20 protein-coding genes are annotated in these 23,015 nt (G+C 56.9%); 12 read left to right on the top strand and 8 right to left on the bottom strand.

The genetic code is table 11. The features are described from left to right. The first annotated feature begins 108 nt into the window (after window positions 1-108). The 5 genes from def to HBH25_RS19030 are packed head-to-tail and all read left to right on the top strand — an operon-like array spanning window position 109 to window position 4,625. Complete coding sequence (gene def / locus HBH25_RS19050; protein ID WP_168085518.1) at window positions 109-615, top strand: peptide deformylase; 507 nt, start codon at window positions 109-111, stop codon at window positions 613-615. A gap of 58 nt (window positions 616-673) precedes the next feature. After that, window positions 674-1,606 carry a methionyl-tRNA formyltransferase gene (fmt, locus tag HBH25_RS19045; protein ID WP_168085517.1) on the top strand — a complete coding sequence of 311 codons (933 nt, stop codon included), beginning with the start codon at window positions 674-676 and terminating at the stop codon, window positions 1,604-1,606. Beyond that, window positions 1,603-2,916 (top strand): 16S rRNA (cytosine(967)-C(5))-methyltransferase RsmB, encoded by a 1,314-nt coding sequence (gene rsmB / locus HBH25_RS19040; protein WP_168085516.1) that lies wholly within the window; start codon window positions 1,603-1,605, stop codon window positions 2,914-2,916. The genes fmt and rsmB overlap by 4 nt, the downstream gene beginning before the upstream one ends. Window positions 2,917-2,926: 10 nt before the next feature. Next, on the top strand, window positions 2,927-4,300 hold the full coding sequence (gene trkA, locus HBH25_RS19035) for a Trk system potassium transporter TrkA (protein WP_168085515.1): 1,374 nt from the start codon (window positions 2,927-2,929) through the stop codon (window positions 4,298-4,300). 13 nt (window positions 4,301-4,313) lie between these two features. Beyond that, complete coding sequence (locus HBH25_RS19030) at window positions 4,314-4,625, top strand: tetratricopeptide repeat protein (RefSeq protein WP_168085514.1); 312 nt, start codon at window positions 4,314-4,316, stop codon at window positions 4,623-4,625. On the opposite strand, the gene HBH25_RS19025 is transcribed toward HBH25_RS19030, so the two are convergent. Together HBH25_RS19025 and HBH25_RS19020 are read right to left on the bottom strand one after the other, a co-directional pair. Further along, window positions 4,622-5,509, bottom strand: a complete 888-nt coding sequence (locus tag HBH25_RS19025; RefSeq protein ID WP_168085513.1) for a lysophospholipid acyltransferase — start codon at window positions 5,507-5,509, stop codon at window positions 4,622-4,624. The genes HBH25_RS19030 and HBH25_RS19025 overlap by 4 nt on opposite strands. A 46-nt stretch (window positions 5,510-5,555) precedes the next feature. Continuing rightward, window positions 5,556-6,125 (bottom strand): DNA-3-methyladenine glycosylase I, encoded by a 570-nt coding sequence (locus tag HBH25_RS19020; protein WP_168085512.1) that lies wholly within the window; start codon window positions 6,123-6,125, stop codon window positions 5,556-5,558. A gap of 79 nt (window positions 6,126-6,204) precedes the next feature. Between HBH25_RS19020 and glyQ the strand changes: the two genes are divergently transcribed. The 4 genes from glyQ to HBH25_RS19000 are packed head-to-tail and all read left to right on the top strand — an operon-like array spanning window position 6,205 to window position 10,554. Beyond that, a complete protein-coding gene (gene glyQ, locus HBH25_RS19015) occupies window positions 6,205-7,152 on the top strand; it encodes a glycine--tRNA ligase subunit alpha (protein WP_168085511.1) in 948 nt (315 codons plus the stop codon). Further along, window positions 7,149-9,203 (top strand): glycine--tRNA ligase subunit beta, encoded by a 2,055-nt coding sequence (glyS, locus tag HBH25_RS19010; protein ID WP_168085510.1) that lies wholly within the window; start codon window positions 7,149-7,151, stop codon window positions 9,201-9,203. The genes glyQ and glyS overlap by 4 nt, the downstream gene beginning before the upstream one ends. A gap of 3 nt (window positions 9,204-9,206) precedes the next feature. Further along, window positions 9,207-9,752 (top strand): D-glycero-beta-D-manno-heptose 1,7-bisphosphate 7-phosphatase, encoded by a 546-nt coding sequence (gene gmhB / locus HBH25_RS19005; RefSeq protein WP_168085509.1) that lies wholly within the window; start codon window positions 9,207-9,209, stop codon window positions 9,750-9,752. Window positions 9,753-9,783: 31 nt separating this feature from the next. Further along, a complete protein-coding gene (locus HBH25_RS19000; RefSeq protein WP_168085508.1) occupies window positions 9,784-10,554 on the top strand; it encodes a lysophospholipid acyltransferase family protein in 771 nt (256 codons plus the stop codon). Between the two features lie 130 nt (window positions 10,555-10,684). On the opposite strand, the gene HBH25_RS18995 is transcribed toward HBH25_RS19000, so the two are convergent. Together HBH25_RS18995 and HBH25_RS18990 are read right to left on the bottom strand one after the other, a co-directional pair. Beyond that, on the bottom strand, window positions 10,685-12,307 hold the full coding sequence (locus HBH25_RS18995) for an MFS transporter (protein ID WP_168085507.1): 1,623 nt from the start codon (window positions 12,305-12,307) through the stop codon (window positions 10,685-10,687). Between the two features lie 113 nt (window positions 12,308-12,420). Continuing rightward, window positions 12,421-14,073: a GMC family oxidoreductase gene (locus HBH25_RS18990; RefSeq protein WP_168085506.1), complete on the bottom strand. Its 1,653-nt coding sequence runs from the start codon at window positions 14,071-14,073 to the stop codon at window positions 12,421-12,423. 332 nt (window positions 14,074-14,405) lie between these two features. Between HBH25_RS18990 and HBH25_RS18985 the strand changes: the two genes are divergently transcribed. Both HBH25_RS18985 and HBH25_RS18980 read left to right on the top strand, forming a co-directional pair. Next, window positions 14,406-14,894, top strand: a complete 489-nt coding sequence (locus tag HBH25_RS18985; protein WP_168085505.1) for an Lrp/AsnC family transcriptional regulator — start codon at window positions 14,406-14,408, stop codon at window positions 14,892-14,894. An 89-nt stretch (window positions 14,895-14,983) separates the two neighbouring features. Beyond that, the gene (locus HBH25_RS18980) at window positions 14,984-16,078 is read left to right on the top strand and encodes a hypothetical protein (RefSeq protein WP_168085504.1); all 1,095 of its coding nucleotides are present in this window, start codon (window positions 14,984-14,986) and stop codon (window positions 16,076-16,078) included. A gap of 80 nt (window positions 16,079-16,158) precedes the next feature. Here HBH25_RS18980 and gyrB read toward each other — a convergent pair whose 3' ends face one another. From gyrB to dnaA, 4 genes are read right to left on the bottom strand one after another with little or no spacing between them, the layout of a single operon-like run. Continuing rightward, window positions 16,159-18,579, bottom strand: coding sequence for a DNA topoisomerase (ATP-hydrolyzing) subunit B (gyrB, locus tag HBH25_RS18975; protein ID WP_168085503.1), 2,421 nt, complete (start codon window positions 18,577-18,579; stop codon window positions 16,159-16,161). Window positions 18,580-18,582: 3 nt separating this feature from the next. Beyond that, window positions 18,583-19,686: a DNA replication/repair protein RecF gene (recF, locus tag HBH25_RS18970; protein WP_168085502.1), complete on the bottom strand. Its 1,104-nt coding sequence runs from the start codon at window positions 19,684-19,686 to the stop codon at window positions 18,583-18,585. Window positions 19,687-19,699: 13 nt separating this feature from the next. Further along, window positions 19,700-20,803: a DNA polymerase III subunit beta gene (gene dnaN / locus HBH25_RS18965; protein ID WP_168085501.1), complete on the bottom strand. Its 1,104-nt coding sequence runs from the start codon at window positions 20,801-20,803 to the stop codon at window positions 19,700-19,702. Between the two features lie 39 nt (window positions 20,804-20,842). Beyond that, entirely contained in the window at window positions 20,843-22,318 is a 1,476-nt protein-coding gene (gene dnaA, locus HBH25_RS18960) for a chromosomal replication initiator protein DnaA (protein ID WP_168085500.1), read from the bottom strand. Between the two features lie 559 nt (window positions 22,319-22,877). On the opposite strand from dnaA, the gene rpmH reads away from it, so the two are divergent. Further along, the gene (gene rpmH / locus HBH25_RS18955) at window positions 22,878-23,012 is read left to right on the top strand and encodes a 50S ribosomal protein L34 (protein WP_002551315.1); all 135 of its coding nucleotides are present in this window, start codon (window positions 22,878-22,880) and stop codon (window positions 23,010-23,012) included. The last annotated feature ends 3 nt before the right edge of the window (window positions 23,013-23,015 follow it).

The following is a 23,015-nucleotide window of genomic DNA, read 5'->3' as shown; positions in this document are numbered from 1 at the left end:
CCGCCGGCATGGCCTGTGTACCGCGGGGCTTTCCATGAGCAGCGGCTGCTCAACAAGCGCTCGGCGCCATTCCCACTGACTTTACCTTACAGTGCATCACTAAAGCATATGGCTATTTTAAACATCCTCGAATTTCCGGACCCACGCCTGCGCACCTTGGCCAAGCCGGTTGCAGTGGTGGACGACGAACTGCGTACGCTGATCGACGACATGTTTGAAACCATGTACGAGGCGCCTGGTATCGGGTTGGCTGCCACCCAGGTGAATGTACACAAACGTGTCGTGGTCATGGACCTGAGCGAGGACCGCAGCGAGCCACGGGTTTTCATCAACCCCGAGTTTGAGTCGCTCACTGACGAAATGGACCAGTATCAGGAAGGTTGCCTGTCCGTTCCCGGTTTCTACGAGAACGTCGACCGCCCCCAGAAGGTGAAGGTCAAGGCCCTGGACCGAGACGGCAAACCTTACGAGCTGATTGCCGAAGGCCTGCTGGCCGTATGTATCCAGCATGAATGCGATCACCTCAACGGCAAACTGTTTGTCGATTACCTGTCCACGCTCAAACGCGATCGAATCAAGAAAAAGCTCGAGAAGCAGCACCGCCAGCAGGCGTGACCTGCCCCGTGCCCAAGGGCTTGCTTCGGCAAGCCCTTTTCATTTCAGCGAGAAGCTCATGCGCCTAGTTTTTGCCGGTACCCCCGAATTCGCCGCCGAACACCTGCAAGCCTTATTGGGCAGTGCCCATCAAGTGGTAGCCGTGTACACCCAGCCGGACCGGCCTGCGGGGCGGGGCCAGAAACTGATGCCCAGCCCGGTGAAGCAACTGGCGCTGGCCCATGACATTCCTGTCTATCAGCCACCTACCTTGCGTAATGCCGACGCGCAGGCTGAACTGGCAGCCCTTGCACCCGACCTCATGGTCGTTGTGGCGTACGGGCTCATTCTGCCTCAGGTGGTACTCGATATTCCCCGCCTGGGCTGCATCAATAGCCATGCTTCACTACTCCCGCGGTGGCGCGGTGCAGCGCCTATTCAGCGTGCCATCGAGGCCGGTGATAGCGAAAGCGGCGTTACTGTGATGCGCATGGAGGCCGGGCTGGACACCGGGCCAATGCTGCTGAAGGTAACCACCCCCATCAGCGGCCAGGACACCGGTGGCAGCCTGCACGACCGCCTGGCCAGGCTGGGCCCACCCGCTGTGCTTGAAGCCATTACCGGCTTGGCAGCAGCTACCTTGGAGGGCGAGGTGCAGAACGACACGCAGGCCACCTATGCCCATAAGCTGAACAAGGAAGAGGCACGCCTGGATTGGTCTCGCCCTGCCATCGAACTGGACCGGCAAGCACGCGCCTTCTTTCCATGGCCCGTTTCTCACAGCCTGTTGCACGGTGAAGTGGTCAAGGTACTGGCTGCCCATGCAGGAGAAGGTGTGGGCGCGCCTGGCGAAATAATCGCCGCCGGCAGGGACGGGCTTACGGTTGCCTGCGGTGAGGGCGCATTGTGCGTGACCCGCCTGCAACTGCCAGGGGGCAAACCGCTAGCCTTCGCTGACCTGTACAACAGCCGCCGTGAGTACTTCAGCGTCGGCACGGTGCTGGGCCAATGAACCCGCGCCTGGCCGCAACACACGCATTAGCCGCAGTGCTCAGCGGCAAAGCCTCGCTCAATGGTGCGCTGCCAGCGCAATTAGCGCGTGTAGAACCGCGGGACCGCGGGCTGGCCCAGGAGCTGGCGTTTGGCACGGCTCGCTGGGAGCCACGCCTGGCTCTGTTGGTTGAGCTCCTGCTGCAAAAGCCCTTCAAGGCTGCTGACGCAGACCTTCACGCGCTGGTGCTACTGGGCCTTTACCAGCTGTTCTATACCCGAGTACCTGCCCACGCAGCCATCGCTGAAACCGTAGGCTGTGCCGACAAGCTCAAAAAGCCTTGGGCCAAGGGCCTGCTCAATGCCGTACTTCGCCGAGCCCAACGTGAAGGGGAGGCATTGCTGGCCGGCCTGGAGCGTGACCCTGTGGCCCGTACCGCACACCCCCGCTGGTTGCAGAAGGCTTTGAAAGCCGCCTGGCCAGACCATTGGGAAACCCTGTGCGACGCCAACAATCAGCACCCGCCCATGACACTGCGGGTGAACGCTCGCCATAACACCCGTGACGGCTATCTGGCGCTACTGAGGGATGCACATATTGCTGCCACCGCCTGCCGCTTCAGTTCGGACGGTATCACCTTGGCAAGCGCCATGGACGTGACGGGCTTACCGGGGTTTACCAAGGGCTGGGTAAGTGTGCAGGACGAAGCCGCTCAACTGGCCGCCGGCCTGCTGGACCTCAAGCCCGGCCAGCGGGTGTTGGACGCCTGCTGTGCGCCTGGCGGCAAAACCTGCCACATTCTGGAAAGCCTGCCAGGGCTGAGCCATGTGCTAGGCATCGACCTGGAAGCCAAACGGCTGGGCAGGGTGGAGGAAAACCTCTCACGCCTGGGCTTGAGCGCTGACCTGCGCGCAGCGGATGGCCGAGACACTGCCGCCTGGTGGGACGGTACACCGTTCCAGCGTATCTTGCTGGACGCCCCCTGTTCGGCCACGGGGGTGATCCGCCGTCACCCGGACATCAAACTCACACGGCAGGCCGATGACATTGCTGCACTGGCCCACCTGCAAGGCGAGTTGCTGGATGCCTTGTGGGGCACCTTGGAAGTAGGCGGTATTCTGGTGTATGCCACCTGTTCAGTATTGCCCATGGAGAATAGTGACACCCTGGCAGCCTTCCTCGAGCGCACTCCAGGGGCCCGCGAGCTGGACTTGGCCATCGAAGCCGGTGTTCGCCAACCCCACGGGCGTCAGCTGTTCCCGCAGAATAGCGGGCACGACGGGTTCTATTACGCCAAACTGATGAAAATCGCCGCGTCGAGCGGCCGTTGAGCGAACTGAAGTGAAAATCATCATTCTGGGTGCAGGCCAGGTGGGTGGCACCTTGGCCGAACACTTGGCTGGCGAGGCCAACGACATCACCATCGTAGACACGGACAGCGAGCGCCTGCGCAGCCTGGGCGATCGTTTGGACATCCGCACGGTTCAGGGCAAGGCGTCATTCCCCGCCGTACTGCGCCAGGCCGGCGCGGACGATGCCGACATGCTGGTCGCTGTCACTAATAGCGATGAAACCAATATGGTTGCCTGTCAGGTGGCCTACACCCTGTTTCATACGCCCCGACGCATTGCGCGCGTCCGAGAGGCGGCGTACCTGACCAACACTGAACTGTTTGCCAACGCGGCCATTCCGGTAGACGTACTCATCAGCCCTGAACAGGTGGTGACCCACCATATCAAGCGGCTGATCGAGCATCCCGGTGCGTTGCAGGTGATCGATTTCGCAGGCGGCAAGGCCCAGCTTGTAGCAGTACGCGCTTACTACGGCGGGCCGCTGGTTGGGCAGCAACTGCGACAGATCCGTCATCACATGCCCAATGTGGAAACACGGGTAGCCGCCATATTCCGGCGCGACCGGCCTATCCTTCCACGTGGCGACACGGTCATCGAGGCGGACGACGAAGTGTTCTTCATCGCGGCCAAGGCGGACATTCGTGCTGTCATGGGTGAGTTGCGGGGCCTGGACATGAATAACAAACGGGTGGTGATCGCTGGCGGAGGGCACATCGGTGAACGCCTGGCTGACGCCATCCAGGGCCGTTACCAGGTGAAGATCATCGAGATGAATGCTGCACGCTGCCGCTACCTGTCCGAAAACCTCAACAGCACCGTGGTGCTGCAAGGCAGCGCCTCGGACCGTGACTTAATGGTCGAGGAAAACATTGCTGATGCGGACATCTTCGTTGCCCTCACCAATGACGACGAGGCCAACATCATGTCGTCCCTGCTGGCCAAACGGCTCGGCGCGCGCAAGGTGATGACGCTGATCAACAATGCAGCCTATGTGGACCTGGTGCAGGGCGGCGAAATCGACATTGCCATCAATCCGCAGCTGGCCACCATTGGTAGCCTGCTGACCTACGTACGCCGTGGGGATATTGTGAGCGTGCACTCTTTGCGCAGGGGCGCGGCAGAGGCCATAGAAGCCATTGCCCACGGGGACGCGCGATCCAGCAAGGTAGTCGGCCGTACACTGGATACCATCACCATGCCGCCGGGCACCTCTATCGGCGCCATCATCCGGGACCAGGAAGTGATCATTGCCCGCGCCAACACCGTGATCGAGAGCGGTGACCACGTAATCCTGTTCGTTGTGGATAAAAAGTACATCCGTGATGTGGAAAAGCTGTTCCACGTTGGGCTGAGTTTTTTCTAAGGGCGGCCAAGCCATGATCACGTCGCTGGAAAACATGCTTGCCAAGGGTGTGGATAACGCCTTGCTGCGGTTCGGCCTTGGCAAAGGCTACCTGGATGCTGGTAGCAGTGAGCAGGCAGCCGAACACTTGCGCAGGTGCGTGGAGCACGACCCCAACTACTCCGCGGCCTGGAAGCTGCTGGGTAAGGCCTTGCAGTTGCAAGGTGACCTGCCTGCCGCACGTATCGCCTGGGCTCAAGGCATTGCGGCGGCGCAGGCCAAAGGTGACAAGCAGGCAGAGAAAGAGATGAATGTATTCATCCGCAAACTGGACCGCAGCCTTTAATACCAGCGCGACTCGCCAGCAGGCCGCTTCTTGAAACGCTTCATGCTCCACATGTATTGGCTTGGGTAAGCACGCACGTAGTCTTCCACCACCTGGCTCATGGCGGCAGCAGATACCTCCACGTCCGTGCTGTACATGGCCTCGGGCGCGGCCTTGAGCATCACCTTGAAGCCTGAACCGCCTGGCAGGCGCACTGCGTGAAGAAAAACGCCCACAGCTTTGCCACCGGCGAGCATGTTGGGTACGAACTTGCTGGTAAGGGCCTGGGTGCCCAGGAAGGGCACGAATACCCCGGCAGACTCCGCCGGTTCAGGGTCTGCTGGAATACCGACCTGGCCACCTTTGCGTACTTCCTTGATCACGCTGAGGATGCCTTCCTTGGTGGACGCCGCCACGCGGTTGCCCAACTGAACCCGCTGTTTTTGCAACAGCTCGTCCACCGCCTTGAGCTTAGGCGGGCGGTAGAAAATGATCGGTTTGCACTGGCTGCAATAGAAGTGGTTGAGCACTTCCCAATTGCCCAGGTGGCTAGTGATGCCCACCACACCTTTGCCGGTGGCAAGCGCCGCTTCGAGCACTTCCAGGCCCTCCACCTCATGAATCAGCGCCAGCGAACGCTCGGCTGGCCAGATCCAGGCGCAGGCGCTTTCCGTGAAGGAACGGCCGATGTCCTTCAGGCTTTGCCCAGTCAACCGCTCGCGCTCGTCGGCCGAGAGTTCTGGGAAGCATTTAGCCAGGTTGATACGCACTACGTCTCGCGAACGGTTAGGCAGTTTCCACATCAGCCAACCAATGCCTGCACCCACGGCCTGCACGCCACCCCATGGCAGCATTGCAAAGGCCTTGAGCACGCCGACCATTACGGCGCCCTTCAACTTTTCCACAGTTCGATCCCCTCGTCACCCGCGTGCCATTCTACCTCAGGTCGGCCTACCCCAGGTCGACAGGTACGCGGGACAGTGCAGGATAACGATCGCAGCCTGTGGTGTGGTCCATCACCATGCCCGAAGCCTGCATGAACGCATAACAGATCACCGGCCCCACAAAACTGAAACCCGCCTTTTTCAAGGCCTTGCTCATGGCTTGGGCCTGGGGTGTTTGCACAGGTACTTCGCTATGGTCGGCAAAGTGGTTGATCAAGGGCGCGTTGCCTACGAAAGACCATAAGAACCCTACCGGGTCTTCAAGCCGAAGCCAGGCTTGTGCATTCTGGCGCGCCGCCTTGAGTTTCAGGCGGTTGCGAATGATGCCGGTATCCTGCATGCGCAGTTCCAGCTCTTCGTCGGTCATGCGGGCCAGACGGGCTGCGTCGAAACCGAACAGCACTTCACGGTAACGCTGGCGCTTCTTGAGAATAGTGATCCAGGACAGCCCTGCCTGGAACCCTTCGAGCACCAGCAACTCGAACAGCCGCTGCGGGTCGCGCAGTGCAACACCCCATTCGTGATCATGGTACTGCTGGTAAAGCGGGTCGGCGGTACACCAAAAGCAGCGTGGCATAAGGCTCCGGGCTGGTGGGGATAACGAATCGCGGTATACTCCCGCTCTTTAATTCGCAGCCCAAGATACAGGTGAATTTGTGAACCAGCCTACGCCAGCCGTGCGTACCTTCCAAGACTTGATTCTGGCCCTGCAACAGTACTGGGCCGGGCAAGGTTGCGTGGTGCTTCAGCCTTACGATATGGAAGTAGGCGCAGGCACCTTTCACACCGCTACCTTCCTGCGCGCCGTAGGGCCGGAAAACTGGAACGCTGCCTACGTGCAGCCCAGCCGGCGCCCGGCCGATGGCCGTTATGGGGAAAACCCCAACCGCCTGCAGCATTACTACCAGTTCCAGGTGGTGCTCAAGCCCAATCCGGAAAACTTCCAGGAACTGTACCTGGGTTCGCTGCGCCACATAGGCCTGGACCCTACCGTGCACGACGTGCGCTTCGTGGAAGACAACTGGGAGTCCCCAACCCTGGGTGCATGGGGCCTGGGTTGGGAGGTGTGGCTCAATGGAATGGAAGTCACACAGTTCACGTACTTCCAGCAGGTCGGTGGCCTCGAATGCTATCCGGTCACGGGTGAAATCACTTATGGCCTTGAGCGCCTGGCCATGTACCTGCAAGGCGTGGACTCTGTCTATGACCTGGTTTGGGCAGACGGCCCCTTCGGCAGGGTCACGTATGGCGATGTTTTCCACCAGAACGAAGTAGAGCAGTCCACGTACAACTTCGAACACGCCAATGTGGAAAAGCTGTTCGAACTGTTCGACTTCTACGAAAGCGAAGCGAATCGCCTGATCGAGCTGCAGCTTCCGCTGCCCACCTATGAAATGGTGCTCAAGGCTTCGCATACCTTCAACCTGCTGGATGCACGCCGCGCTATTTCCGTCACCGAGCGGCAGCGTTACATCCTTCGTGTGCGGGCCCTGGCCCGTGCCGTTGCACAAAGCTACCTGCAAGCGCGTGCGCGCCTGGGCTTCCCCATGGCCACGCCTGAAATACGAGATGAAGTGTTGGCTAAGCTGGAGGCTGCACAATGAGTGCGCAAGATTTTCTGGTCGAACTCGGCACCGAAGAGCTGCCTCCCAAAGCCCTCGCAACGTTAAGCGAAGCGTTTCTTACCGGTATTCAGAAGGGCCTGCAGGCTGCAGGCCTGAGCTACGCCAGCAGCCGCTACTACGCGGCCCCGCGGCGCCTGGCGGTACAGGTGCTAGGGTTGCAGACCCAGCAAGCTGACCGTAGCGTGAACCTGGATGGCCCGCCTCGTCAGGCGGCCTTCGATGCTGATGGCAACCCTACCCAGGCAGCCTTGGGTTTCGCCCGCAAGTGCGGCGTGGACATCAGCGAGATCGACCAAAGCGGACAGAAGCTACGCTATAGCCAGACCATCACCGGCAAGCCCACGGTCAGCCTCCTGCCTACCATCGTGGCGGACTCGTTGACGGACTTGCCTATTCCCAAGCGCATGCGCTGGGGCGTGCGCAAGGATGAGTTTGTGCGCCCGACCCAATGGCTGGTGATGCTGTTCGGTGAGCAGGTCGTGGACTGCGTGCTCCTGGCGCAACGTGCGGGGCGCGAGTCCCGTGGGCACCGCTTCCACTATCCACACAACGTGCGGATCAATTCGCCTGCCAGCTACGCTGATGACCTGCGCAAGGCCTACGTACTGGCCGATTTCGCCGATCGCCGTGAACTCATCCGCAAACGCGTAGACGAGCTGGCTGCCCAGCAGATGGGCAAGGCCATCGTTCCACCTGCGCTGCTCGATGAAGTGGCCTCCTTGGTGGAGTGGCCCGTACCGTTGGTGTGCTCATTCGAAGAGCGGTTCCTGGAAGTCCCTCAGGAAGCCCTGATCACCACCATGCAGGATAACCAGAAGTACTTCTGCCTGCTGGACGCCGCTGGCAAGTTGCTTCCACGCTTCATCACCGTTGCCAACATCGAAAGCCGCGACCCTCGGCAAATCGTTGAAGGTAACGAAAAAGTAGTACGCCCACGCCTGACAGACGCCGAGTTCTTCTTCAACCAAGACAAGCGTCAGCCTCTGGAAAGCTTCAACCACCGGCTACAAAACGTGGTATTCCAAGCCCAGTTGGGTACGGTATACGACAAGGCACAGCGGGTGTCCAAGCTGGCTGCCTTCATTGCCGCCCGCATCGGTGGCAATGTGGAAAACGCCGCGCGTGCCGGCTTGCTCAGCAAATGCGACCTGGCCACTGAAATGGTAGGCGAGTTCCCGGAAATGCAGGGTATAGCAGGTTACTACTACGCCCTGCACCACGGAGAACCCGCAGACATCGCCCAAGCACTGAACGAGCAGTACATGCCCCGAGGTGCAGGCGCCGAACTCCCTCAAACGCTAACAGGCGCAGCGGTGGCCATTGCCGACAAGCTGGATACCCTGACCGGTATCTTTGGTATCGGCATGCTGCCCACCGGCAGCAAGGATCCGTACGCATTACGCCGCGCGGCCTTGGGTGTACTGCGTATTCTGATCGACAAGCAGCTGGACCTGGACCTGACAGAAACAGTGGCTTTCGCGGTGTCCTTGTACGGTGCCAAGGTAGAAGCTGCTGCCTTGGCCGATCAGGTACTGGAATTTGTATTTGATCGCCTGCGCGCACGTTATGAAGACGAAGGTGTGGACGTGGCCAGCTACCTGGCTGTTCGTGCACTCACGCCCGGTTCCGCGCTGGACTTTGACCAGCGGGTTCAGGCGGTGCAGGCGTTCCGTCGCTTGCCTGAGGCTGAAGCCTTGGCCGCAGTGAACAAGCGTGTCTCCAACCTGCTGGGCAAGGCTGATGGGGCGGTAGCCACCACTGTGGAGCCCAAGTACTTCGATAACGCCCATGAGTTCTCGCTGTACTCGGCTATCCAGCAGGCAGACCATGCAGTTCAGCCTATGGCCCAGGCTCGTCAGTACAATGAAGCACTGGCCCGCCTGGCGGCGTTGCGCGAACCGGTGGATGCGTTCTTCGAGGCAGTGATGGTCAATGCCGAAGATGCGAACGTACGTGCCAACCGTTACGCCCTGCTGGCGCGGTTGCGTGGCCTGTTCCTGGGTGTCGCAGACATCTCGGTGCTGGGCTAAGCCGTGAAGCTGCTGATACTGGACCGGGACGGGGTAATCAATCAGGACTCCGATGCCTACATCAAATCGGTGGAGGAATGGATACCCATTCCCGGTTCGATCGAGGCCATCGCTGCATTGAGCCAGGCCGGCTGGACGGTAGCAGTGGCTACCAACCAGTCGGGCATCGCCCGGGGCTACTATTCCCTGGATACGCTGCAGGCCATGCACGATGAGCTTCGGCGGCAGGTGGGCGAGGCAGGCGGCCAGGTAGGGGCAATCCTGTTCTGCCCCCATGGGCCGGATGATGGCTGCGACTGCCGCAAGCCCAGCCCAGGTATGCTACGTGCCATCGGTGAACATTATGATGTGCCACTTGACGGTATATGGTTCGTGGGCGACAGCTACAGTGACCTTGCAGCGGGCTTGTCCGTCGGTGCTCAACCGGTGCTGGTGAAGACAGGCAAAGGCTTGAAGACCGCCGCCGGCGTGTTGCCACAAGGCACACTGCAATTCGATGACCTGGCCGCAGTCGCCAAGGCGTTAATCAACCCAGGCACAGCCCTCTGACAACAGGGCAGGCCCCGCACGGTATTCATTCATGTCCACATTGATGGCCATACGCATTGCTGTCTTCTACGTCTTGTTGGGTTTGAGCGCCCTTATCTGGTGCTCGCTGGGCTTCTTCGTCTGTCCATTCCTGTCCTTTCCAGCCCGGTACCGTTTTATCAATGTGTACTGGTGCCGTTTTGCATTGCTGCTGACCCGTGTATTCCTAGGTATCAGGGTTCGTGTAACAGGCGCTGAACATGTGCCTGCTATCCCCTGTGTGATTCTTTCCAACCATCAAAGCACGTGGGAAACCTTCTTTCTTTCAGCTTACTTCCAGCCGTTGAGCCAGGTGTTGAAGAAGGAGCTCCTGTATGTACCCTTCTTTGGCTGGGCCATGGCGATGCTTCGGCCTATCGCAATCAACCGTGACAACCCTAAAGAAGCGCTCCGGCAAGTGGCTACGGAAGGCGACAAATTGTTGAAGGACAATGTCTGGGTGCTGATCTTTCCGGAGGGTACACGCGTGCCCTATGGCACCATGGGAAAATTCACGCGCAGTGGTGCGGCCTTGGCGGTGAATGCCAACCGCCCTGTACTGCCAATAGCGCACAATGCCGGCAAATTCTGGCCCAAAGATGGCTGGGGGAAACGTTCAGGCACTATTGACGTCATGATCGGCGCCCCTCTTTTTGCTGAAGGCACCGGCCCACGTGCTATCGCTGAACTGAACGACCGAGCGTGTGCCTGGATTGCCCAGGCACAGCATCAAATGGGTGCGCTTCAAGAAGCCAAACCCACGGCAGCACCAACACCTGAATAATTGTGGATAACATGTGCGTAGTTTTTTTCGAAAGCAGGCTACGCATGTGTTAACACGCTGATTTTAAAGCCTTAATTTTTGCGTTAGCCACTAATGTAAAACGTGCATAACTTCCACCAGCTATGCACCGTCACACATTATTCAGGTCTACCTGGCGAGTTTCTTTAAGGCTCACCAGCCCTACCACCAGGCTTATGCCTGTTACTGCAATCGGGTACCAAAGCCCGTAGTAGATGTCCCCGGTGTAAACCACCAGCGCAAACGAAACAGTCGGGAGAAAACCGCCGAACCAGCCGTTGCCAATATGGTAAGGCAGGGACATGGAGGTGTAGCGGATACGGGTGGGAAACAGCTCTACCATCACCGCAGCCAATGGCCCGTAGGTCATCGTTGCGATAAGAATCAAGGCTACGATGATCGCTACTACCATCGGCTGGTTTACGTCCATGGCCTCTGCCTTGGCCGGGTAACCTGCCGCAGTGATTGCACTGCGCAAAGCCGCCTCGTCATAACCTTCAATACGCGTTTGCCCAATGGTCACCACAACCGTACTACCGGTCGCCCCTGCTTGCGCGGTATAGGGCACGCCTGCCTTTACAAGCAGTGTTTTTACCTTGTCGCACGGGCTGTCAAAGCGTGCTTTCCCCACTGGATCGAATTGGAATGTGCAGTTGCTAGGGTCTGCCATCACCACAATAGGCGCTTGGCGGCTGGCCTGGTCAATTTGCGGGTTGGCATAGTGGCTTAGCGCCTTGAACAGGGGGAAATAGCATAAGGTCGCCAGCAGCAACCCTGTCATCAGGATCGGCTTGCGCCCTATGCGATCTGACAGCCACCCAAAGAATACAAAAAAAGGCGCGCCGATGCTCACGCTGATGATCATCAGGTTTGTGGCTTGGCCAGGGTCCAGCTTAAGCATCTGGGTCATGAAAAACATGACATAGAACTGTGCGGTATAGAACGTCACTGCTTGCCCGGCGTTGATACTGAACAAGGCCGTCAATACGATCTTTACATTGGCCCAAGAGCCAAAAGATTCACGGATAGGCGCTTTACTGACGTTGCCTTCTGCTTTCATTTTGGTGAAGGCTGGCGACTCGTGCAGGCTCATACGAATCCAGGTCGAGACGCCCAACAGCACAATCGATAAGAGGAAGGGAAGGCGCCAGCCCCACACCTCGAATTGATCGCCGCTTACATAACGACACCCGGCCACTACCACCAGAGACAGCAGTAACCCCAGTGTTGCCGTGGACTGTATCCAGCCCGTATGGTGGCCGCGCTTATGGGCGGGTGCGTGCTCGGCCACATACGTGGCTGCGCCTCCGTATTCTCCGCCCAAGGCAAGCCCTTGAAGCATGCGCAGCACAATCAGCATGATGGGGGCTGCCATGCCGATCGCCGCATAGTTCGGCAGCAGACCGACTGCAAACGTAGATAGCCCCATCAGTACGATGGTGGCCAAGAAGGTGTACTTACGGCCGATCATGTCGCCTAAGCGTCCGAACACCAAGGCGCCGAATGGCCGTACCAGAAAGCCTGCCGCGAACGCCATAAGGGCAAAAATAAAAGCGGTAGTGTCGTTCACCCCTGCAAAAAACTGTTTGCTTATCACCGCTGCAAGGGCACCGTACAGGAAGAAGTCATACCATTCGAATACCGTGCCCAGTGAAGAGGCAAAGATGATTTTGCGCTCTTCCCGCGTTGCTTTGGAAAGGGCGTGGGCCCTATGAGCATGGGAGTAGTCGGTCATTGATCTTGTCCTCGGCCCGAAGGGCACAGTGATTGTTATTTTTGTTCCACTGTTCGCACGGCTTACGTCTCCGTTGCGCTTCTACTGCCTTTACCTACCGTTATAGCAGGCGCTTACCGCTCCAGCATCTCCGCTACCTGGAGTTGCGGTGTCTGCGGTTGCCTTGCGCTGGACAGGATCAAGGCCGCTGCTTTTTCAGCAATCATCAGGGTAGGGGAGCAGGTATTGCCGGACACCAGTGTGGGCATGATCGAGGCATCGGCAACGCGAAGCCCTTGTATACCTATTACACGCAGTTGCGGGTCCACAACAGCGTTTGAGTCCACGCCCATACGGCACGTACCTACTGGGTGAAATATAGTCGTTCCAATGGCCCCCGCTGCGGATTCCAATTGTTCTTGTGTCTGCAAAGCAGCGCCGGGCAGGTACTCCACCGGCTCAAATCGGGCGAGCGCAGGGCTGTGCACAATCTTTCGCGTCATCCGGATGGCGTCTGCTGCTACCTTCAGGTCCCTTTCATCACTCAGGTAATTAGGGTCGATCAAAGGGGGGACCTCTGGATCACGAGAACGAATCACTACCCGGCCTCGGCTTTCAGGACGAAGATTGCACACCGAAGCAGTGAATGCCGGAAAGCGATGCAGAGGCTCGCCAAATCGGTCCAAGGAAAGAGGCTGAATGTGGTACTGAAGATTGGCACTGGGCTGGCCTGGGTCTGAACGTACAAAGGCGCCTAGTTGGCTAGGCGCCATAGCCAACGGGCCGCTACGGTCATAGAGGTAACGCAATCCCATGCCGCATTTTCCCCACACGCTGTTGGCCACTTGGTTTAGCGTTTTGGCATGCTGAATCCGATAGATCAGGCGCAATTGCAAGTGATCTTGAAGGTTAGCGCCTACTCCGGGCGCATTGACTCTTACCGGTATATCAAGGCTGTTCAGCAAGGCGCGCGGGCCAATCCCTGAGCGCTGAAGGATGGCAGGGGACCCTATGGAGCCAGCACTGAGGATGACTTCCTCACGGGCCTTGAAGGTTTGGCGGGTTCCTAGACAACGTGCAGCCACTCCGTTAGCGCTTGTGCCCTCGAACGTAAGGCGGTCTACCTCCACTTGAGTCAAGACAGTCAGGTTAGGCCGGTGAAGCGCAGGTCGCAAAAAGGCTTTTGAAGCGTTCCAACGGATCCCCGAGCGTTGGTTGACCTCAAAGTATCCACAGCCTTCGTTATCGCCTCGATTGAAGTCATCCACAGGCGCAATGCCTGCTTCTCCAGCAGCTTGCCGAAATGCATCGAGAATAGGCCACCGAAACCGTTGGCGCTCTACACGCCATTCCCCGTTCTGGCCGTGTACGTCATCACTACCTGCGATGTGGCATTCAGTCTTGCAAAACAATGGCAAGACATCCTCCCAACCCCACCCGGTATTACCCAGCTTAGCCCAGTGGTCATAATCGTTGGCTTGGCCACGCATGTAGATCATACCGTTGATGGACGAGCATCCCCCTAGCACCTTTCCACGTGGATAACTCAGCGTCCGCCCTTGCAAACCAGGCTGTGGATAAGTTTTGAAGCACCAATCAGTACGAGGGTTGCCAATGCAGAACAGGTAGCCGACGGGGATATGAATCCAGGCATAGTTATCTTTACCCCCTGCCTCAAGCAGCAGCACCTTATGAGCGGGGTTTGCGCTCAATCGGTTTGCCAACAGGCAACCAGCGGGCCCTGCGCCTACAACAATGTAGTCATACGTATTCTGAGGAAGCGACATGCCTGAGGCCTCGCTGTTTTTCTTCTTGTTACCTCATGCTATTGCTTAAAGCTGGCCTGAGAGAGATTGTTTTCAACATGAGGGCTGTGCATTTTTGCATGGGGTAAAGGCAGACAGACACAGCCACTGACACAGTCGATTTCGTTTAACGTAATTTCGTACTATTCAGTACGATTAAACCCCATAATCTGTTGGGTTATAAACCGGATTATGGGGTACGTAACACATACTGTTTTGAACCGTAGACTGTAGCTGCTGGCTAGTGGCATTCAGCTACCTTCTCCCTATCTTAGCGTTTCCATCTACGCGGATGGATGGCCCAAGGAAGTACGATGCGCAAACTGGATAGAACGGACATTTCCATACTCAACGCTCTTCAAGACAACGCACGCATCACCAATGCCGAACTGGCGCGCTGCGTAAATCTTTCCACCACTCCCTGTTTCAATCGGGTGAAGGTTATGGAAGAGCTGGGTCTGATCAAGCAACAAGTGACATTACTGGCACCTGAGATGCTGGGTTTGCATGTGAATGTGTTTATCCATGTAAGCTTGGAAAAGCAGGTAGAGGGTGCGTTAGCAAGATTTGAAGAAGCCATTTCCCAGCGGCCAGAGGTAATGGAGTGCTATTTGATGAGTGGAGACGCCGATTACTTGATACGAGTGCTTGTGCCTGACATCCATGCCCTTGAGCGTTTCATTATCAATCACCTCACACGCTTCCCAGGCGTGGCCAACATACGTTCAAGTTTTGCGCTCAAACAGGTGCGGTATAAGACGGCCTTGCCATTGCCCTCCAATGGTTTGGTGATTGGTGAGTAACCTGGGAAGGGCAGCGGAACGGCTTCCTGCTCTATAAACCGTCCATGGTGAAGTAGGTTTAAACCTCCCTCATCGTAAGGACACGTCCCATGTCAGACTGGAACAACCGCTTTACACACCTCATTCGCCAAAGCCGTCCCAACTTGTGGGGTAACTGGGCACTAGCGTCATTTATAAAGCCAGGCGCAGTGGGCTTCATGGACCCCTCCACAGGCGCCTTCAAGCTGGTAGCGGAGGCGCTTCCAGGCGCCGCTATTCAAGAAAATGCGCTGTCTTCCACTTGGAAGCTGAGCAGCGAGGGGGTGACTCGACACCAGGCAGATGCCAAGGCTTCAGCCTCTGTAATCGATCCAAACACGGGGCTTCAGATCAAACCTGAAGTGGAAATGATCTGGAAGTTCCAGCGCAAGGACTCCATAGCGTCTGAGTTTTCCATCGTTAAAGAGGCTGCGCTTAAAAACCTGGGCGTATTGAGCGATCAATACGACTGGCTGCTAGGCCAAGCTAAAAAGGTAGGTTTTGCTCAAGGTAGCCAGATCGCTCAAGGCTTCGGTGTCATCACTGAGGTCATATACGCGCACAGTGGCCTGAACCTGGGCTCCAATGACAGGGACGCTACCTATGCACTGGGCGGTACTGTGGCCGGCCTTAGCGTGTTGGTAGGGGACAAAGGCCCCAGTGCTTCCGTTAAAGCCAACTACAGCTATAGCCGCGAAACACGCTCACTGGACAAGCACCTGTGGCCCGCCGCGCAAGGGCAGGTGTCCGATGCACCTATAGGCATCGCCTTTGCATTCTCGTCTTTCCATGGCCGAACCGTACTTCCTGCCTGGCGCAAACGGATCAACGGCTTGGCCATCTACCTAGATAGCAAAGCGCGTAAAGGTACGACCTATATCACCAAGGCACAGCTGAGCTACACAGTGAATGGGAAAAGACATCAAGAGAAGACCGTGACTATTTCCGGCGGCTTGTCTGGCAGTTTCGCCAACATTCCCATGGATGCTCACAATGCTTCACTTGAACTGACCTTCGTTGGGCTTATAAAAGATGAAAAGCAGACATTGTCTTGGGACATTCCTGCGGCTCAATGGCCCCAAGGCGAAATGCATATAGACCTTACGGGCACCTGGCCTGGGCGCCCCAAAGCTGTCATCCGTAACGACCTCAACAACGCTTCTTGAGCCCATGAAAAAGCCCCGGCTTGGTGGCCGGGGCTTTTTCCATATCAGGCAGGCTAGGGGAGGGCAGCCACCTTCAGCACTTAGAAGTCCAAGTTCGATACCGCTAGCGCATTGCTTTCAATGAAGTCGCGGCGTGGTTCTACTGCATCGCCCATCAACGTATTGAAGATCTGATCGGCAGCGATCGCATCTTCGATGGTGACTTTGAGCATACGGCGCACAGTAGGGTCCATGGTGGTTTCCCACAATTGGTCCGGGTTCATTTCCCCCAGCCCCTTGTATCGTTGAATGCTGTAACGCTTGGCCGTTTCGTTCATGAGCCAATCCAGCGCTTCCTTGAATTCGCCTACCGGCTTCTTGCGCTCTCCGCGCTGAACATAGGCCCCTTCGTCCAGCAGGCTGTTGAGCTGGGCTCCGAGGGCTGTCACTGTGCGGTAATCGTTACTGCCGAAGAAGTCCCTGTTGAAGGTCACATAGCTTGCCAGGCCATGTGAGATGATTTCGACCTCCGGCAGCCACAGGTTACGCTCGCGATCCTCGCGAAGGCTGGCCTTATACGCCAACCCAGACTTCTCTGAACGCTGCAGGCGCGCTGCGAAGCGCTCAAGCCACTCGCCCATGGCCGCTTGGTCCCCAAGCTGCTCCAGGGACACTGGAGGGAGGTAAACGAAGTGCTCGGTGATGTCTTGAGGGTACAACCGAGACAGACGCTTGAGAGTCTTCATCACCATACGGTAATCATTCACCAGGCGCTCCAGTGCCTCACCCTTGATACCAGGTGCCTCATCACCCAGGTGCAGGCTGGCATCTTCCAGCGCGGTTTGAGTGAGGTACTCCTCCATGGCTTCGTCATCCTTGATGTACTGCTCCTGCTTACCCTTTTTAACCTTGTACAGTGGGGGCTGCGCGATATACACGTAGCCACGCTCAATCAGTTCGGGTAACTGCCGGAAGAAGAATGTGAGCAGCAGCGTACGGATGTGCGACCCGTCCACATCCGCATCGGTCATGATAATGATGTTGTGATAGCGCAGCTTCTCGATATTGTATTCTTCACGGCCAATGCCGCAGCCCAATGCCGTGATCAGCGTGCCTACTTCCTGGGACGCGATCATCTTGTCGAACCGAGCTTTTTCGACGTTCAGGATTTTCCCTTTCAAAGGCAGGATCGCTTGGGTTCGGCGATTGCGACCTTGCTTGGCAGAGCCACCCGCCGAGTCACCTTCCACAAGATACAGTTCGGAGAGGGCAGGGTCCTTCTCCTGGCAGTCTGCCAGTTTGCCGGGCAAACCGGCGATATCTAGGGCACCTTTACGCCGTGTCATCTCACGCGCTTTTCGTGCAGCTTCACGCGCGCGTGCGGCATCTATCATCTTGCCAACAACTGCTTTGGCTTCGTTTGGGTTTTCCAGCAGGAAATCGGAAAAATATTTTCCCATTTCCTGTTCAACGGCTGTTTTGACCTCAGAGGAAACCAGCTTGTCCTTAGTTTGAGAGCTGAACTTAGGGTCTGGAACCTTCACTGAAATGATCGCGGTGAGACCTTCTCGGGCATCGTCGCCAGTGGTGGCTACCTTGTTTTTCTTGGCCAGGCCTTCCTGCTCAATATAGGTATTGAGGTTGCGCGTAAGGGCAGAACGGAACCCCACAAGGTGGGTACCGCCATCACGTTGAGGAATGTTGTTAGTGAAGCAGAGCAGGTTCTCATTGAACCCGTCGTTCCACTGGAGAGCGATTTCTACGCCAACACCGTCTTCGCGCTGAACAGTGAAATGGAAGACCTGCTGGTTCACTGTCGTTTTATTGGTGTTCAGGTACTCCACGAATGCACGAAGGCCGCCTTCATATTTGAAGAACTCCTCCTTGCCACTGCGCTCATCTTTCAGGTTGATGCCCACCCCCGAATTGAGGAATGACAGTTCGCGAATACGCTTTGCGAGGATATCCCAGCTGAAGTGGATGTTCTTGAAGGTTTCAGCTGACGGCTTGAAGTGGATTTCTGTACCGGTGGTTTCGCTGTCTCCTACAGTTTTCATAGGCGCCTGAGGCACACCATGAACGTAGACCTGCTCCCAGATCTTGCCGCTACGGCGCACTGTAAGCAGTAAGGACTCTGACAGTGCGTTCACTACCGACACACCAACGCCATGCAGGCCGCCAGAGACCTTGTAAGAGTTGTCGTCAAACTTACCGCCGGCATGCAGCACAGTCATGATGACCTCAGCTGCAGAAACGCCTTCTTCCTTGTGCACATCTACGGGAATACCACGGCCGTTGTCCCGTACCGATATGGACTCGTCTGGATGGATCGTTACCGTGATCTCGTCACAGTGCCCGGCCAGCGCTTCGTCGATCGAGTTGTCGAGAACTTCGAACACCATATGGTGCAGGCCGCTGCCGTCATCGGTATCGCCGATGTACATACCGGGGCGTTTGCGAACGGCGTCCAGGCCCTTCAGGACCTTAATGCTTGAGGAGTCGTACGTTTGATTGTCACTCATGCTTCACTCCTGATGATGCGCAGTTTGAGTAATGCGGCCATGTTCCACGTGGAACAATGAGACAGGCGTCTCCTTCTGCCAGTCATCACTCAACAATTCTTGGTTCACGCAGGTGATGAACACCTGGCATTTCAATTCTTCAAGCAGGCGGCATAGGGCCTTGCGGTGCTGCTCGTCGAGTTCGGAAGGTAGGTCATCAACCAGGTAAACACACTGATTAAGACGCACCTGGCTGAGTAAATGGCCCTGAGCAATACGTAAGGCGCAGACTACGAGCTTTTGCTGCCCGCGGGACAGGATTTCTGCCGCATTATGGTTGCCAAGGCGTAGGCGCAGATCTGCGCGTTGTGGACCAGAATGGGTATGCCCCAATTGACGATCCCTTAGTAACGAGGCCGCAAGCACTTCGCTCAGTTCACGGTCTTTGTCCCAGCCCCGATAGTAGCTCAGGGTCAAACCCGGCAGGTCAACCAATTCGGCTAATATGCGCTCAAACACAGGCTTGAGAGACAGAATATAAGCACGGCGGAACTCGTCGATCTGACCACTGGCCGCAGTCAATTCCCGATCCCAGGCAGCGAGTGAAACGGCATCAAGTGTACCACGGCGTAGTAATGAGTTCCGCTGCTTCAAAGCCTTCTGGAGTCGCTGCCATACGGGAAGAAAACGAGGTTCCACGTGGAACACTCCCCAATCCAGGAATTGACGCCGTACCTTCGGAGCACCTTCCAGTAAACGGAAACTATCCGGGTTGATCAGTTGAAGGGGCAGCACTTCGGCTAGCTGAGCAGCACTACGCGCATTTTCGCCATCAATGCGGATGAGGAATTCACCGTCTCGTTGACGTGACACACCAATGCTGCATTGGCGCTCGCTGTCGAGCATGACCTGTCCGAACACAGTACAAGCCGCTTGCTCGTATTGAATAACAGGCTGCAACCGCGTGCTGCGAAATGAACGTGCCAAGGCCAGCAAGTGAATGGCCTCGAGCACGCTGGTCTTGCCGCTGCCGTTAGCGCCAAACAATAAGTTAATGCGTGGAGAGGGCAAGAGGGTCACCGGGTGCAGGTTTCGCACCGCGGTGACAGACATGCGAGAAAGGGACATCAGTAAAGAGCAATCAAAGCCGCATCGGCATTACGACGTAGGAAGAGTCATCGTTGTCTGCTTCCTGCACCAGGGCGCTACTGTTGGAATCCGACAGCACCAGGCGTACTTGCTCAGTCGTCATTACACCAAGCACATCCAACAGATAGCTGACGTTGAAACCTATCTCAAGATTGCCGCCGTTGTAGTCGACGCTGATTTCTTCCTCAGCCTCTTCCTGCTCGGGGTTGTTGGCCTGAATCTTCAGCTGCCCTGCAACCAGTTGCAAACGGATGCCTCGGTACTTCTCGTTGGACAGAATCGCAGTACGGCTGAATGCTTCTTTCAGGGCCTGACGATCGCCTACCACCAGCTTATCGCCTCCTTTGGGCAGCACCCGCTCGTAGTCGGGGAATTTCCCATCAACCAGTTTGGAGGTAAAGGTGAACTCACCTGTGGTTGCGCGGATGTGGTGCATGCCTAAGACAATGCTAACCGTACCGTCCTGCTCGGTGAGCAGGCGTGCCAGCTCCAGAATGCCTTTGCGTGGCACGATAACTTGGTGCTTGTCGGCTTCACCCAGGTCCGCCGTCATGGAGCACATCGCTAGGCGATGGCCATCAGTCGCCACCGCGCGGATCATGCCGGTGGACACCTCCAGAAGCATACCGTTAAGGTAATAGCGGACGTCCTGCTGCGCCATGGCAAAGCCCGTGCGCTCGATCAAGCGGCGAAGCTTGCCTTGTGCCAAGGTGCACGTAAGCGAACCTGGCCCTTCTTCTACAGTTGGGAAGTCATTGGCGGGCAAAGTAGACAAGGTAAAACGGCTGCGCCCAGCCTTTACCAGCAATTTGTTTTCTTCCAGTCGCACATCAATTTGCGCGTCATTTGGCAAGCTCTTGCAGATGTCCATGAGCTTACGAGCCGGTACCGTGATTTCACCCGGTTCAGCAGGCTCTTCCAACTGCACACGGCCCACAAGTTCCACTTCCAGGTCCGTGCCTGTCAAAGAGAGCTGTTGGCCCTCTACCACCAGCAGAACGTTGGAAAGCACCGGCAGCGTCTGGCGGCGCTCCACTACACCGGCTACCAATTGCAGCGGCTTGAGCAAAGCCTCACGTTGAATGGAAAAATGCATGGCGTCAGTCCTGGCCTTTTCGTGGCGGCTGCGTAAGCGTCACGTAGTGAGCGTACGAAGCAGGTTCTTGTAATCCTCGCGAATGTCCGCGTCAGATTCTTTCAATTCGTTGATCTTTCTACAGGCGTGCAACACGGTGGTATGGTCTCTACCTCCGAACACGTCACCGATTTCAGGCAAACTGTGGTTGGTCAACTCTTTAGAGAGCGCCATTGCCACTTGACGCGGCCGAGCCACGGACCTTGATCGCCGCTTGGAAAGCAGGTCGGAAATCTTGATCTTGTAGTACTCGGCTACGGTGCGCTGAATATTGTCCACACTGACCAGCTTGTCCTGAAGCGCCAACAGGTCTTTCAACGACTCGCGAATCAACTCGATGGTAATGGCACGGCCCATGAAGTGCGCGTGCGCGATGACACGCTTAAGCGCCCCCTCCAGCTCGCGAACATTGGAACGGATACGTTGCGCGATGAAGAAAGCAGCGTCATGGGGCAGGTCAACCTTTGCTTGGTCTGCCTTCTTCATAAGGATGGCCACGCGGGTTTCCAGCTCTGGCGGTTCTACCGCAACGGTAAGGCCCCAACCAAAGCGTGACTTCAAGCGTTCCTCAAGGCCTTCTATCTCCTTGGGATAACGATCGCTGGTGAGAATCACTTGCTGCCCACCTTCAAGCAGCGCGTTAAAGGTGTGGAAAAACTCTTCCTGCGAGCGCTCCTTGCGTGCGAAGAATTGAATGTCGTCGATCAGCAGTGCGTCCACCGAACGGTAAAAGCGCTTGAACTCGTTTATCGCATTCAGCTGGAGCGCCTTGACCATATCCGCGACAAATCGCTCCGAATGAAGGTAAACCACCTTGGCATTCGGGTTCTTCTTGAGCAGGTGGTTACCAACCGCATGCATGAGGTGGGTTTTACCCAAGCCAACGCCACCATACAGAAAGAGCGGGTTGTATCCATGCTTGGGGTTGTCCGCTACCTGCCAGGCCGCAGCCCGCGCCAGCTGGTTGGATTTGCCTTCGACAAAATTTTCGAACGTAAACGTACGGTTCAAGTAGCTAGTGTGTTTAAGCGCACCTTCTACTTGAACACTCCGCGTTTCGCCGCGGGTGGTCGCCGGTGCAGACATAGGGTCGAAGCTGTCCCTGGAAGGTTCCGGGTCTGCAGCAGGCGTTACAGGCGTTGGGGCGGGCGTTACTGGCGCAGGGGAGGCAGCAGCAGGCGCGGCAGCGGCTGTCATAGGTGCATTGACCGCCATCCTGGGCGTTGCGCTGCGACGGCTACCGATCAGCAAAGCGACAGCCGGGGCGGCACCGTTGCACTGCTCCGCCATCAGCTCCAGCAATCGTCCAAGGTATTTTTCATTCACCCAGTCCAGCACAAACCGATTAGGTGCGTACAAACGCAACTCGTCACCTTCGGCTTCGACCTGGAGCGGACGTATCCAGGTATTGAACAGTTGAGCAGGCAGTTCCTCGCGGAGCAATTCCACGCACTGCTGCCAGATTTCCACTGACACAGGAATCCCCTGAGATAGATAAGCCCGTGTGGGCAAGAGAGCGTCGGCCATTGTACCTACCGACAATGGAGTTATCCACACCTAGTACGAGCGCTTTGCCTCGTACCTCTCCCAGGCGTCGTTTTCGTAATTTTGAACGCCAGATAAGCCCTGTGGAAAACTCGCATTGAGGGCTGGGGAGCAGTGGGGGTAAAACCCTGTGCATAACTCACCTGTGGATAATTATCGTTATTGTCCACAGGATTTATCCACAGTTCAAACAGCTTAACAGCGGGTTGTGGACAACCTTTGAGCTCGGCGTTTACCCCGCCGTCACTGACCCAAATCAGGTTATCCACAGAAAGGCTCGCCCTCAAGCTTTATAAGCTCTACAAAGAAGCTTTTTATACGTCCTTCTTATTATTTCTATTTTCAGACCTTCCGACCCATTGAACCCTCACACAACCATATGTAAGGAAAAGCTGGTCGGAAATTGACCTATGCGCGTGCTTTCACTAGAATCGCCGGTCTCTTGAAAACCGGGCCATTGGGGCCCACCCGACCAGCCAGGTAACTGTCCATGAAACGTACTTTCCAACCCAGCACCATCAAGCGCGCTCGCACCCACGGCTTCCGTGCTCGCATGGCCACCAAGAACGGCCGTGCTGTCCTGTCGCGTCGTCGCGCCAAGGGCCGCAAGCGTCTGGCTGTCTGATTT

It is taken from the genome of Pseudomonas quercus (assembly GCF_012033695.1).
GTDB classification, from domain to species: Bacteria; Pseudomonadota; Gammaproteobacteria; order Pseudomonadales; family Pseudomonadaceae; genus Aquipseudomonas; species Aquipseudomonas quercus.
This window is presented reverse-complemented; position numbering and strand designations above follow the sequence as displayed.

Bases quoted from the DNA above. Each gene is read 5' to 3' on its own strand.
- def (WP_168085518.1), top strand. From the start codon at position 109: ATGGCTATTTTAAACATCCTCGAATTTCCGGACCCACGCCTGCGCACC.
- fmt (WP_168085517.1), top strand. From the start codon at position 674: ATGCGCCTAGTTTTTGCCGGTACCCCCGAATTCGCCGCCGAACACCTG.
- rsmB (WP_168085516.1), top strand. From the start codon at position 1,603: ATGAACCCGCGCCTGGCCGCAACACACGCATTAGCCGCAGTGCTCAGC.
- HBH25_RS19030 (WP_168085514.1), top strand. From the start codon at position 4,314: ATGATCACGTCGCTGGAAAACATGCTTGCCAAGGGTGTGGATAACGCC.
- HBH25_RS19020 (WP_168085512.1), bottom strand. From the start codon at position 6,125: ATGCCACGCTGCTTTTGGTGTACCGCCGACCCGCTTTACCAGCAGTAC.
- glyS (WP_168085510.1), top strand. From the start codon at position 7,149: ATGAGTGCGCAAGATTTTCTGGTCGAACTCGGCACCGAAGAGCTGCCT.
- HBH25_RS19000 (WP_168085508.1), top strand. From the start codon at position 9,784: ATGTCCACATTGATGGCCATACGCATTGCTGTCTTCTACGTCTTGTTG.
- HBH25_RS18995 (WP_168085507.1), bottom strand. From the start codon at position 12,307: ATGACCGACTACTCCCATGCTCATAGGGCCCACGCCCTTTCCAAAGCA.
- HBH25_RS18990 (WP_168085506.1), bottom strand. From the start codon at position 14,073: ATGTCGCTTCCTCAGAATACGTATGACTACATTGTTGTAGGCGCAGGG.
- HBH25_RS18985 (WP_168085505.1), top strand. From the start codon at position 14,406: ATGCGCAAACTGGATAGAACGGACATTTCCATACTCAACGCTCTTCAA.
- HBH25_RS18980 (WP_168085504.1), top strand. From the start codon at position 14,984: ATGTCAGACTGGAACAACCGCTTTACACACCTCATTCGCCAAAGCCGT.
- gyrB (WP_168085503.1), bottom strand. From the start codon at position 18,579: ATGAGTGACAATCAAACGTACGACTCCTCAAGCATTAAGGTCCTGAAG.
- recF (WP_168085502.1), bottom strand. From the start codon at position 19,686: ATGTCCCTTTCTCGCATGTCTGTCACCGCGGTGCGAAACCTGCACCCG.
- dnaN (WP_168085501.1), bottom strand. From the start codon at position 20,803: ATGCATTTTTCCATTCAACGTGAGGCTTTGCTCAAGCCGCTGCAATTG.
- rpmH (WP_002551315.1), top strand. From the start codon at position 22,878: ATGAAACGTACTTTCCAACCCAGCACCATCAAGCGCGCTCGCACCCAC.